Origin of the sequence: Streptomyces sp. NPDC055955 (genome assembly GCF_042270245.1) — a bacterium.
In the GTDB taxonomy this organism is placed as follows: Bacteria; Actinomycetota; Actinomycetes; order Streptomycetales; family Streptomycetaceae; genus Streptomyces.
Window position 1 is genome coordinate 16,612 of the sequence record NZ_JBHJYS010000046.1, and the last position, 12,459, is coordinate 29,070.

General features: G+C 69.5%; 9 protein-coding genes and 1 pseudogene. 8 read left to right on the plus strand and 2 right to left on the minus strand.

All coding sequences use genetic code 11. From position 1 onward, the window contains the following. Nucleotides 1-9 precede the first annotated feature (9 nt). Together ACFC96_RS45510 and ACFC96_RS45515 are read left to right on the plus strand one after the other, a co-directional pair. A complete protein-coding gene (locus ACFC96_RS45510; RefSeq protein WP_376618604.1) occupies nucleotides 10-366 on the plus strand; it encodes a hypothetical protein in 357 nt (118 codons plus the stop codon). 149 nt (nucleotides 367-515) lie between these two features. Then, on the plus strand, nucleotides 516-2,069 hold the full coding sequence (locus tag ACFC96_RS45515; RefSeq protein WP_376618606.1) for an alpha/beta hydrolase: 1,554 nt from the start codon (nucleotides 516-518) through the stop codon (nucleotides 2,067-2,069). Nucleotides 2,070-2,533: 464 nt separating this feature from the next. On the opposite strand, the gene ACFC96_RS45520 is transcribed toward ACFC96_RS45515, so the two are convergent. Next, nucleotides 2,534-3,691, minus strand: a complete 1,158-nt coding sequence (locus ACFC96_RS45520) for an RNA-guided endonuclease InsQ/TnpB family protein (protein WP_376618608.1) — start codon at nucleotides 3,689-3,691, stop codon at nucleotides 2,534-2,536. Between the two features lie 308 nt (nucleotides 3,692-3,999). Between ACFC96_RS45520 and ACFC96_RS45525 the strand changes: the two genes are divergently transcribed. The 5 genes from ACFC96_RS45525 to ACFC96_RS45545 all read left to right on the plus strand — a co-directional run bounded on the left by ACFC96_RS45525 (nucleotide 4,000) and on the right by ACFC96_RS45545 (nucleotide 9,484). Continuing rightward, nucleotides 4,000-4,719, plus strand: coding sequence for a GntR family transcriptional regulator (locus ACFC96_RS45525; protein ID WP_376618610.1), 720 nt, complete (start codon nucleotides 4,000-4,002; stop codon nucleotides 4,717-4,719). After that, nucleotides 4,716-5,720, plus strand: coding sequence for an ADP-ribosylglycohydrolase family protein (locus tag ACFC96_RS45530; RefSeq protein ID WP_376618611.1), 1,005 nt, complete (start codon nucleotides 4,716-4,718; stop codon nucleotides 5,718-5,720). Before ACFC96_RS45525 ends, ACFC96_RS45530 begins: the two co-directional genes overlap by 4 nt. A gap of 55 nt (nucleotides 5,721-5,775) precedes the next feature. Continuing rightward, a complete protein-coding gene (locus ACFC96_RS45535) occupies nucleotides 5,776-7,266 on the plus strand; it encodes a purine-cytosine permease family protein (RefSeq protein ID WP_376618613.1) in 1,491 nt (496 codons plus the stop codon). After that, the gene (locus tag ACFC96_RS45540; protein ID WP_376618615.1) at nucleotides 7,263-8,222 is read left to right on the plus strand and encodes a PfkB family carbohydrate kinase; all 960 of its coding nucleotides are present in this window, start codon (nucleotides 7,263-7,265) and stop codon (nucleotides 8,220-8,222) included. Before ACFC96_RS45535 ends, ACFC96_RS45540 begins: the two co-directional genes overlap by 4 nt. A 617-nt stretch (nucleotides 8,223-8,839) precedes the next feature. Next, a complete protein-coding gene (locus ACFC96_RS45545; protein WP_376618616.1) occupies nucleotides 8,840-9,484 on the plus strand; it encodes a VanZ family protein in 645 nt (214 codons plus the stop codon). Nucleotides 9,485-10,775: 1,291 nt separating this feature from the next. Here ACFC96_RS45545 and ACFC96_RS45550 read toward each other — a convergent pair. After that, on the minus strand, nucleotides 10,776-11,618 hold the full coding sequence (locus ACFC96_RS45550; protein WP_376618618.1) for a DUF1206 domain-containing protein: 843 nt from the start codon (nucleotides 11,616-11,618) through the stop codon (nucleotides 10,776-10,778). 275 nt (nucleotides 11,619-11,893) lie between these two features. On the opposite strand from ACFC96_RS45550, the pseudogene ACFC96_RS45555 reads away from it, so the two are divergent. Then, nucleotides 11,894-12,020, plus strand: a pseudogene (locus ACFC96_RS45555) (cardiolipin synthase B); the annotation flags it as partial. Nucleotides 12,021-12,459 lie beyond the last annotated feature (439 nt).

Below are 12,459 nucleotides of genomic sequence, written 5' to 3' on the forward strand. Positions count from 1 at the left end.
CCGTGCTCGATGTCCTCGCAGACCGCGACCCTGTCGAAGGTGGCCGGGGCTGCAGGCGGCGACGCGCTCCCGCATGCCGTCCTGGCGCCAGGCGGCCAGCCGGGCGGCTGCTCCGAAGGTCCGGCGGGACTGCTCCACCCTGTCGACGTCGACGCCGGACTCCTGCTCCAGAAGTCGGCGGACCCTCCGGCCGGTGTGGAACGGCCGCGGGTGCGACCTCGATGCGGCCGGCACGGCGACGGCGTACGGCCGGGAGCCCAGGCGCTCCGCACGCCACAACCCGCCCCGGTGACGGCCTCGCTGCCGCACACTCAGCAGCCCGGCGTCCCGCACACGCCGGGCCGGACCGCAGGAGGAGTCGCGTGAGCACGGAGCCTTCCAAGTTTCTGGGCACTCTCGCGAGCCGTGCTGTCGGAGGTGGCTTGTAGCCTGCACTCATTCGACGGTCGGACGATCACGGGTACGGGCATGCGGGCACGGGGCGGGCGTCCAGGGGCGGGAGCGCGGGGATTTCGATGAGTGACGCACATCCGACAGGAAGCCGCAGACCGGGCCTCTCGGTCGGCGCGCGCATCATCGCCGTGGTCGTCCTCGCCGCGATCGGAGTCGTCAGCGCCTGGCTCCAACACGACGCTCCCGGCCGGAATGCGGAGCCGCGTACGGAGTTCACCGCGAGCAACCCGCCCGCCGGTCTGCCCACCGCGCTCACCACCGGCCAGCACCTCCACTGGTCCGAGTGCACGTCGCCGCCCACAGCGCGCACGGGCTACGACTGCGCCACCATGAAAGCCCCCCTCGACTACCTGAAACCGGACGGCAGGACGATCGACGTCGCCCTGATCCGCCGCAAGGCCACCGGCCCGAACGCCCGGCGCATCGGCTCGCTCGTCCTCAACTTCGGCGGCCCCGGTGTGTCCGGCGTGAGCGGACTGCCCGAATTCCTGAACCAGTACGAGCCGCTCCTCGACCGCTACGACCTGGTCTCCTTCGACCCGCGCGGCGTCGGCGCGACCATCCCCGTGCGATGTGGGAAGACCGCGGACGACACCGGGTTCGACGGGGCCGACGCCTGCGCCGAGCACTCCGGGGCGCTCCTCCCGTACATCGGCACCTCGCACACCGCGCGCGACCTCGACCTGATGCGCTACCTCCTCGGCGACGAGCGACTGCACTACTTCGGCGTCTCGTACGGAACGGCGCTCGGCGCGGTCTACGCCCACCTGTACCCGTCGCACGTCGGACGGCTCGTCCTCGAAGCGTCCGTCGATCCGACCGAGGACTTCGACGAGAAGCAGGTCTCGCAGGTCAAGGCGGTCCAGGCGGCGTTCGACCGGTTCGCCGCGCACTGCGCGGCCCATATCCGCCACTGCCCGACCGGCGACGGACCCGAGGAGGCCGCGCGGCGCATGGCACGCCTGGCCGACCGCCTGGAGAAGAAGCCCGCCCCGGCCGGCGGCAGAAGGACCCTCGACGCCGACGACCTCGCGTATGCCGTCAGCGACCGTCTCGACCGCGGCACGGACGGCTGGGCGCCGCTCGCCAAGGCCCTCACGGCTCTGATCGACCACAACGACGGCCGTCCGCTGAGCAAGGGCGCGGACGACAACGGCTCCGCCGACCGCGCGGCGACCTCGCGCGACAACAGCCGCGTTGCCCTGACCGCGATCACTTGCGCGGACTCCAGCCTGCGCCCCGGCATCGAACGCCTCGACCGGGACGAGGCTCGCATCAAAGCCGCCTCACCCGTCTTCGGCGCGGCCTGGTCCATCGGCGTCTACCGCTGCTACGACTGGCCGTTCGACGGCGAGCACACCACGCTCCAGGTGAACGCCGACGGCGCGGCCCCCGTCCTGGTGGTCGGCGGCACCGGCGACCCGACCACCCCCTACCCCGGCGCCCGCCACATGGCCCGCGCCCTGGGCGACGGCGTCGGCGTCCTCCTGACGGCCGAGGAGGAGGGCCACGGCACATACCCGCAGAACCGCTGCGTCACGGAGACGGTCGACCACTACCTCCGCACGGGCCGCACCCCGGCCCCGGGGACGGTGTGCCGGGGCGACATGTCCTGATGCCTGTACGGATCCGCCGGGCGGCCGTCAGGACACCGGTTCAGTCATGCAAGGTGGCTCAGTGCCGCTGGGCTCGGTGCGCCTTCCGGGCCGAGTTGGAGCCTGCCGATCGTCTGAGTCCCGCCCGCGTCGACCGCCGCCCCAGCCCCGCCGCGCATGGTGGCCCGTTCGACCGCACCAGCCTCACCCCATCGGCCGGCCGACAAGGCCCACTGATTCCCATCGCCCGCACGACCGCCCTGCCTACGAACACAGGCGGCCACACGGCTGCTGTTTGACGTGCGCGAAGCCAATCGGGGCTCGGCCGGTTACTGCTTTCTGGCGAAGCTGCCCGTGTCCACCTCGGTGAGGATGCGAGAGGGGGCCAGATCGCCCACGTCAACTTGACCCGGCCCTAAATGGACCGGGCTTGGAGGTAGTTCCCGGCTGGCTGCTGGGTTGGACCCCTCCGTCCAGACACCCCGTTATGGGGTGGCAGGGACGCGTGACTCACGCCCCGCATTCCACACGTTCTCGCCGCGTTGGGCGATGTTGTGGGAAGCGTTCCGGTCGGCGTGGGCAACGACCCCGCACCCCCGGCAGATGAAAAGCCCCTGGTCCACACGGTTGCGCTTGTCGACGTGCCGGCACTGCGAGCACGTCTGCGACGTGTACGCGGGATCAACGAAGACCAGGGGCACGCCCGCCCGCTTGGCCTTGTAGACGATGAAGTCTCCGAGCTGGGAGAACGCCCAGGAGTGGAGCGCGACCCGTTGGGGCTTGCGGAGCCGTACCCTCTGCCGGATGCCCTTGAGTTCTTCCAGGGCTATGCCGTGTGCGGTGCGTTCAGCCTCGGTCACGATCGTCTTCGCGATGATGTGGTTGGTGTTCTTGACGTGCCGCTGCTCGCGGCGGGAGCGCTCCTTGAGCCGGCGTTTGGCGGACTTGGTGCGCTTCTTCTGCAACTTCCGCCGCAGGGCCAGCTGACGTTTGCGGTAGCGGCCCAGTCCGCGCCCGGCAGCCTGGTAGCCGGTGGACGTGGTGGCGATGTTGACGATGCCGAGGTCCACGCCGATGAAACCGTCCGGCTCGTACGCCTCAGCCTCGGGCACGTCACAGGTGGCGATCAGGTAGAACACGCCGTCGCGCTCGATCAGGTCGGACTCGCCCTTGCGGTACTGCTGGAGCACTTTGAGCGCGTCGGCGGCGCACACGAACGAGACGTTCTTGATCCGCCCCGCCATCGTCCAGATGGACACCGTCTGCTGGCCGTACTGCCAGCTCAGACACCGGTCGTCATACGGCTGCGCGGCCTCGGGACGGAACGCGATCGGCTTGGACTCCGCCTTGACCCGGCGCCTCGACTTCGGCCTGCCGAGATGTCCGGCGCGCAGGCTGGCGTGCAGCGTGGTGTACGCGTCACGCACCTTCTTGATCACATGCTGCGCGGCCTGCGCCCCGAGCCCTTCGGCCTTGAGGTGCGGATACGTGTGCTTACGCAGCTCATACTCACGCGGCACGCCGCGAGCGAACGCCACCTGGGACACCCAGCACGCCAGATCGTTGACCGTACGCAGCGTGGAGCGCAGCGCGGCGGCCTGGTCGGCCTCCGGCAACAGCTTCACCTGCACCACGACCTTCATACCGAAACCCTATGCGGGAGCACTGACAACAAAACAGACCCATGCGTACGCGCAGGCCACCCCCATTTTGAGAAGTGATTCCTCCCGGGCCTGAAGGCCCGGGGATCCTCACTAGACCCCACTGAACATACGCGGACGCGACCGCCTCAGCGGAATGCTCCACGCATGTCACCATCAAGCCTGACCAGCTCGGATGACCTTTTCGGCACCCGCGGGGGGCGAGGGGCCTCGCACGCGCCCGGAGCGGGCGATCGAATCCACGCCGGGCAGGTCTGGACAGGTCGGGTCTTCACGTCTACCTTCTAGACATGCCTGGACAGGTTCATAAGCATCATCGCGTCGCCCAAGCCCTCGCCGACGAGATCCGTGCGGGTGTGCACGCCGACGGCGTCAAGCTGCCCGGTGAGCACGCTCTGCGGGAGCGATTCGGGGTCAGCCGGACGACCGTGCGGCAGGCCCTCGGGGTCCTGGGTGAGCAAGGGCTCATCGAGACGCACGCCGGAATCGGTTCGATCGTCACCTTCGACGGCACCCCGCTCGACCAGCGGCTCGGCTGGACCCGGGCCCTCGCCGTTCAGGGCACCGAACTCAGCACCCACGTCCTGCGGTTCGAGCGGATCAAGGACGCGGCCCTGGCTGCCGAACTCGGCCTGGACAGCGACGAGTTCACCGCTCTTGACCGGGTGCGGCGGCTGCCCGACGGACATGGTGTCTCCCTGGAGTTCAGCCGGGTGCCCGCCGTGGGCGCGCTCGCCGACCTGGCCGAGCGCGGCCTGGACGGGGACTCGCTGAGCCGCACGCTGACCGCGGCGGGCCGGATCCCGGACTCGGCCGAGGCACAAATCGGCGTCGCGGGACTGGCGGACGCCGACGCCTCGGCCCTGCACCGCTCCCCCGGCGAGTCCTTCCTCCGTGTCGCCCAGGTGTTCCGCGACGCGGACGGGGGCGTGGTCGAGCAGGTGACGAGCCTGCTGGATCCCGCCCGGTTCCAACTGCACGTACATACCGGCCGAGGAGGCCACCTGTGACCGGCACCACCCAGTTCGACCGCGCCCTCGGGGCCTTCTACGGCCTCGCACTCGGCGACGCCCTCGGCATGCCGACGCAGGTCATGTCGCGCGCCGACGTCGTCCGCGTCTACGGCACGCTGCGCGGCTTCGAATCCGCACAGCCCGACAACCCGGTCAGTGCAGGAATGCCCGCCGGGTCCGTCACCGACGACACGGACCAGGCAGTCATCGTGGCGCGGCTGCTCATCGAGGGCGGCGGGCACGTCGACCCGCTGCGGTTCGCCGAGGAACTCCTCGCCTGGGAGAAGGAGATGAAGGCCAAGGGGTCCTTCGACCTGCTCGGCCCGTCGACAAAAGCGGCGCTCGACTCCGTGGCCGGCGGCACCGACCCCAAGGAGGCCGGGAAGTACGGCACCACGAACGGTGCCGCGATGCGGGTCACCCCGGTCGGCATCGCCTTCGCCTGTGCTCCCGACACGGAGCGGTTCCTCGACCGGGTCGTTGAGTCCTGCCAGGTCACGCACGACACCACCGTCGGCATCGCGGGCGCGGCGGCGGTCGCGGCCGCGGTCTCCACCGGCGTCGCGGGCGGCAGCCTCGACGACGCCTTCGACGCCGCGATCAGCCTGTCCGCGGCCGGTGCCCGGCGCGGGCACTGGATCGCGGGCGCCAGCATCTCGGCCCGGATCGGCTGGGCGCGCGACCTGGTCGCCGGTCTCGACGAGGCCGCGGCGCTCGACCGGATCGACGCGCTCATCGGCACCAGCGTCGCCAGCCAGGAGTCGGTGCCCGCCGCCTTCGCCGTGCTCGCGCTGGCCGACGGCGACCCGTGGCGCTCCGCGCTCCTCGCGGCGAATCTCGGCGGCGACAGCGACACGATCGGTGCGATCGCGGGCGCGATCGCCGGTTCCGTGCACGGCTTCGCCGCCCTGCCCGCCGGCGAGGTACGCACCCTGCACGAGGTCAACGACCTCGAACTGGAGCAACTGACAGGCCAGTTGCTCACCCACCGCCCCTGAACACCCACCGCTCCACACACTCACCCCACCGACAGCCCAGCAAGGAGGTTCCGCGATGGCCGCTTCAACGAAGAACGACCGCGTCGGCACTGTGGAGACCCGAGGGATCGAGCCGGTCCCCGACACCGAGCGGCACGGCCACGCAGGCCAGATGTTCTGGACGTGGTTCGCCGCGAACATATCGATCCTCGGGCTGCCGCTCGGCGCGACGCTCGTCGCCTTCCGCGGCCTGAACATCTGGCAGGCCGCGCTCGTCGCGGTCGTCGGCTCGGTCGGATCGTTCGCCCTGGTGGGCGCGCTCAGCCTGGCCGGCAAGAAGGGCGGGGCCCCGGCCCTGACGCTGTCGCGGGCGGTATTCGGGCAGCGCGGCAACCACGGCCCCACGCTGGTGACGTGGCTGAGCCGGGTCGGCTGGGAGACGATCACGACGACCACCGCGGCCTACGCCCTCCTCGCTCTCCTCAACACCCTGTTCGGGGTGGGCAAGGGCACCGTCCTCACCCTGGCCTGTCTGCTGGTCTTCATCCTCTGCACGCTGCTGATCAGCGGGCTCGGGCATGCCACGATCATGTGGATCAACAAGTGGGCGACGGTGGCCTTCGGCGTCCTGAACCTCATCGTCATGGGCTTCCTCGTCGCCACCGTCGACTGGCAGAAGGTGCTCGACGCACCGGCCGGCCGGGCCAGCGCGGTCGTCGCGGGTATCGGTTTCATCGCCTCGGGCACCGGCATCGGCTGGGCCAACGCCGGTGCGGACTACGCCCGTTACCTGCCGCGGTCGATCCCCGGCGGGCGCCTCGTGCGCGCCTCGGCCTTCGGCGCCGGCATCCCGCTCGTGCTGCTGATCTCGCTGGGCTCGCTCCTCACGGCCGGCGACCCGTCTCTCGCCACCTCCGCCGATCCGGTTGCCGCGATCAACGCGATGCTGCCGTCGTGGATGGCGGTGCCGTATCTGATCGCGGCGTTCGGCGGGCTGCTGATGTCCAATCACCTGTCCACGTACTCGGCAGGCCTGACGATGATCACGCTCGGTCTGCGGGTGCCGCGCGCCTGGGCGGTCTGCATCGACATCGTGCTGATGTTCCTCGGCGGCATCTACTTCATGCTGATCGCCGATGACTTCTACGGTCCGTTCAGTACGTTCCTCACGCTGCTCGCCGTGCCGATCTCGGCGTGGATCGGGGTGATCGCCGTCGACATGCTGCGCGGACGGGAGTACGACCCGTCTGCGCTGATGAACACGAGTCGGGGCAGCCGGTACTGGTACCGCGGCGGCTTCCATCTGCCCGCCGTCACCGCCTGGCTGGTGGCCATCGCTGCCGGGCTGCTGTTCACGACGGCCGCGACGAGCGCGGACGACGTGTGGTTCAAGGGGCCGCTCGCCAACTCGTGGCCCGGGGTGAACGGGCTCGGCTGGTTCGTCGCCATCGTCGTGGGCGGCGCACTGTACGCGCTGCTCGGACGCCGCTCGCCGGTGACGCTCACCACCCCTGTCGCTGACTGCGCTGCCGCCGACTCCACCACCCTTGAGGAGGTCACTCGATGACCGCCCGCTCCCGTGTCGTCCTCGCCGGAAACGTCATCGCCGATCTGGTCGTCGAGGTGCCTGCCCTGCCGGAGCGCGGTGGCGATGTCATCGGTACGCGTACGGAGTTGTACGCGGGCGGCGGCTTCAACACCCTGACCGCCGCGCGCCGACTCGGCGCCGAGGCCGTGTACGCGGGACTGCACGGCAGCGGTCCGTACGGCGACCTCGTACGCTCATCGCTCGCGGCCGAGGACATCGGCACGGTACTCAGGGCGCGCACGGACGGTGACACCGGATTCTGTGTGGCGCTGGTCGACGGCGGCGGCGAGCGCACGTTCGTGACGAGTTTCGGGGTCGACGCACGGATGACGCCCGAGGAGGCGCGGACGATCGCCGGGTCCGTGCGCGGCGGTGACCTCCTGCAGGTCTCCGGCTACGGCCTGGTGATGGAGGTCAACGGGCCGCTCCTGGCCGGGGTGGTGACGGGCCTCGCGGACGACGTACGGGTCTGCTTCGACCCGGCGCCGCTGGTGGCGGACATCCCGGCCGAGGTGCTCGATCCGGTGCTCGCCCGCACCGACTGGCTGAGCTGCAATGCGCGGGAGGCCGAGCTGATGACCTCGCTGGCCGATCCGCGCGCGGCGGCCGAGGTGCTGCGCGGGCGTCTGCGGGCCGGGGCCGGTGTGCTGGTGCGGGCCGACAAGGACGGCTGCTGGCTGGCCGCGCCGGGCGGCGGTGATGCGGTGCACGTCCCCGGGTTCCCGGTGGACGCGGTGGACAGCAACGGGGCCGGGGACGCGCACGTCGGCGCGTTCCTGGCACTCCTTGGCCGCGGAGTCCCCGCTGACGAGGCGGCCCGGGGCGCGAACGCGGCGGCCGCTCTCGCGGTCACCCGGCGCGGGCCGGCAACCGGCCCGACGGCGACCGAACTCGCGGCGTTCCTCGACGCACATGGCGTGCGGCTCGGCGGGTGACCACGTGGAGCCGCGAGAGCGCTCGGCGGACCACGAGGCCGCACGGATGGCCTCGGCCTGCACATCGGGAATCTTGTCCGAGTCTCCGACGACCTCCATCGCGGTCGTATCGCCATGCCACTGTCCCACTCGGACAGACGATTCTTTTGAGGCCCACGCGGCCCGTGCCACTTGTGCCACGGACGCGGTCCATGCCTGACGAGGTCTCGGTGCCGGCGTCTGCTGGACGGCACGTCTGTCGGCGTCGGTACTCGACGGGTGCCGACAAATGAATGGAGGGCTTCTGCCTCCGGCTTCGCCGTAGAACAGCGATGGGTAGCCGAGGTCCTCGACCTCGTGAGCGTGTGCCATCACGTCGCTGATCGACCACCGGTCGCTCGTCCGCCAGGCGCCGTCAGGAAGGCTGAAGTTGATGTCGGCGCCATGCTTCGGGGCTGTCGGCGCCGGTAAGAGGAAACCGATGCCCCCGGAAAACAGGTTGAGGCGCACGAGAACAGCGCACACATCAGGCCGTGCGACGTATGCGGCGCCAGCGTCCGGGTAGTTGGCGCCGCATGGAACCCAAAACTCGTCTACGGCGGCACTCATGGGGCTGGAGTCTGGTACGCGCCTTTGTCATGGCGGTTGGTTTCGTCTGCATGGTGGCATTCGCCGTCGCGCTGGCGAAGGTCACACTCGTCCCCTCACCTGCGTCAGTACCGTTGACCCACACCAACCTGCACCCCGGCAGCTCGATTCGGCTGTACTTCAACCAGCCTGATTGGCGAGACACGATCAAGCAGGTGGGAGGAAACGTCGTTCTGGGAGTGCCGTTCGGATTCCTGTTGCCGGTGCTTTTCCCACGCACACGGGGCTTCGTCCGAGTGGTGCTCATGACGGCGTTCGTGATGCTCACCGTAGAGATCGCTCAAGGACTGCTGGTCGCCGGCCGGGCATTCGACATCGACGATGTGATCCTCAACGCGGCGGGCGCTTTCCTCGGGTATCTCGTCCTTGGCCGCAGGCTCGGCCGAGCGTTGCATCCGCGCCGCGTCCACTGGTGGCGCCCGCGCACCGGATCGGCCGTCGAACCAGCTCGGGACGCCGCCGTCAAGAAGAGCCGGAACCACTGGGTGTGGGCCTGGCGTACAAGGGATGCTCGCCGCACGGCGGGCATCAAAACAAGCGCCATGACAAAGATCAAGAATATGACCAGGAAGCAACCTGCGCCGAAGCGTCTCCGCGAGAGGATTCCCGCGTTGCTGCGGGCCAAGCGCCCCTGATTTCCGCACCGCCCGCCACGATGGGAGCATCCTCCCTGGGGGTCAGGGCTTCGGCATAGTCGGATGGTGTCCGGTTCACGACTTTCTGTCGGGTGGGAAGCCCTGGGAGTGAGGCAGTGTCGGTGTGTGGCCTCAGCCCCGGATCCCGAACTGGAGAAGAGGACCACCCGTCACGAACGGGGACGTGCATCTGCTGGATCCGCTGGCCCCGACTTCACGTCGTGATCGGAGGCTCCCGGCACGAGGTCGAACCCGCTGTGGCCGACAGGCCGGTCAGCACGCTGTCGCGCACCTGGTGCGCTGGCCGTGGGGACCGAATACTGTCCCCTTTCCGGGGCGTCGTGGTGCAGAACTGTGCTGTAGGACGTGTGGGGTTCGCTGGCTGTGTGAGCCATCCCTCTCCTGTCGTCGTGGCGCTGACGGCCTGGGAAGATCGACCATGTAGTCCTGACCTCTTCGCCCCGCCCGCCGCACGTCAATGGCCGACCGGATCCGAGAGGCGGGACTGCCGCGCTCTGTGGAGAGTCCGCTTCCGCCCGCGGTTACCTGCTGGACAACGCGTGCGCCGAGGCGGGCGAGCGATTCGTTTGGCTGGCCGAGCTGTTCGACGGTGTGACGCGCGGGCGCTTCGATCGACTGAAGATCAGGACCGGCTGGCGCTGCTGGGAAGTGGGTGCCGGTGGCACAAGTATCCCGCAGGCGCTCGCCGCGGCCGTGGGTCCGGCCGGGCACGTGCTGGCCACGGACATCGGCCCGTCGTAGATGAAGGCAGGCGACGGGTACGAGGTGCGCCGGCACGACGTCGCCGCTGATCCGCCCCCGGAGCCGGGGACGTTCGATCTGGTGCACGCCCGGCTCGTGCTGGTCCATGTACCCGACCGGGCACGGGCGTTGGCCACGCTGGCGGCGGCACTGCGGCACTGCGGCCCGGCTGCTGGCTGCTGGCTGCTGGCTGCTGGCTGCTGGCTGCTGGTCGAGAACGCCGATACCGCTCTGCAGCCACTGGCATGCCTGGACGACAGCGGCCCGGCGCAGCGGCGGGCCAACCAGCCGCGCGACGCGGTCCGGGAGCTGCTGACGCGCCGCGGCGCCGACCTGCGCTACGCCCAGACACTGCCGAGGGCATTGCGCGAGGCCGGCTTGGTGGATGTCGCTGCGGCGGGCTCCTTTCCCGGTCGGCGGGACGGCCTGCGACCGGCTGGAGGCGGCGACCATCCGGCACGCGCGGGCCGAGTACGGCCGCAACGTGTCCGTAGCCGCACCTGCGTCGCACGGCACGGTGTCGACTGTGTCAGACCTTGCGCCAGCGGGCGTTGGCCCAGGAGAAGACACCGAAGGCCGCGAGGCCGAGCGCGATGAGCACGAGCAACCAGGGGCCCGCGGGGGTGTCGGCGAAGGAGCGCAGAGTGTCATCCATCCCCTTGGCCTTGCCTGGCTTGTGCTTAAGGGCTGCCGCGACGGCGAAGCCGCCCGCAACAGCGAAGACAGCGCCCCGGCAGGCACCGCCGAACATTCCCAGAAAGTTGACCACCTTGCGGGTCTTCTGCGACATATCAGATACCTTCAGGTGCTTCTGGAACTTGCGCATGAACGCCCTGACAGCGATCCACACACCAGCACCGGCCACCGCTGCACCCGCGATCCCGACGATCCACTGCCCGCCCGGCCAGTTCAGGACCTTCGCCGTGATGTCCTGGGAGTCCTTGTCCGAGCTCCCGCTACCACTTCCCCTCTCCCCGGCCGCGTACGACAGCACGGAGTAGGCGACGAATCCGTAGAAGACGCAGCGGCCTGCGGCCATCGCCCTCTTGCTCGCCTTCTTGCCGTCGGGCCCCGCTTGCCCGAAGGCCGCTTCCGTCAGCCGCCATAGAGCCATCCCCACCAGCGCTGTGCCGAGCAGCCACAGCAGGACGGTGCCGAAGGGCTTCTCAGCGATCTCGGCGATGGCGCCACCCCGGTCTGCTTGCTCACCGCCTCCGTCCGAGAAGGCGATCCTGAGCGAGAGCACGCCAATGAGTGCGTAGATGACTCCACGTGCCGCGAAGCCCGCACGGGCTGCGCCCGAAACTGCTGTGCTGTTCGCCGCGCGCCGAGCCTGTCTGCGTCCGCGTCCCGTAGCTGATCCCGTTGTCATGCCCGCCTTCTGCCCCCAGGGGGGTATGAGATCCCTGAATCAGGCCCTTCAACTTTGTTTTCCCGCTCATCGCCCAGGAAGGTGCATCCATGACACACACTCAGAGCGCTCCCGCAGGCCCCACCGAAACGAGCAACGCCGTCATGCCGTCTTCCTCTGGCACCGCGGGAGAGGAGGACATCCATGCCGTCCTTGATGAGCGGGCCCGGCGCGCCAGACGTCGGCTGGGGAGACTCATAGGAGTGACGGCGACCGAAAGCAACATGCTGGTCCCGCTCGATGGTCATTTCACTGAGGATCCTCGAACGCAGCGAGCTCATCAGGCCCGGACGCTGGAAGCGCCGTTCGGCCCTCCAGCGCGCCAGGGAAGCGTCTGTCGTCCCCATCCGGCGCTTCCTCTGACCCGCCGGACCCGTCACCGCGCCAGTCCCACGGCTGCCAACTAGGCCACCCGCTAGGGCTGAAGCCTCTTTTCCCGGCACGTGGGCCTCAGCGTGGCGGCCAGTCCAGACCCAGTTGCTGGACTGGGCCCATCCCTTCGCCCGACTGTTGGTGCCACTAGCCAAAACCCGGAAGGGACCACACACAGCGTTCGCCCCGACTCAGGATCAGATCAAAGCCATGCAGAATTCGCGCACAAGGGCGCTTAGGTCTCACGGCGCCACAGCCTATTGGTCCGCGAGACCAAGCGTTGCATCAACAGCGTCTGAGCTGAAACGTGCGACGGCTTCGTCCTCATGGCCGGGAAGAATTCCTCGTTCTCAACGGTCACCCCGGAGTGAGTGGCGGGGACCGAATGACGCGACAGCGGTGGGGCGGACTCCTTGGGAGAGTCCGCCCC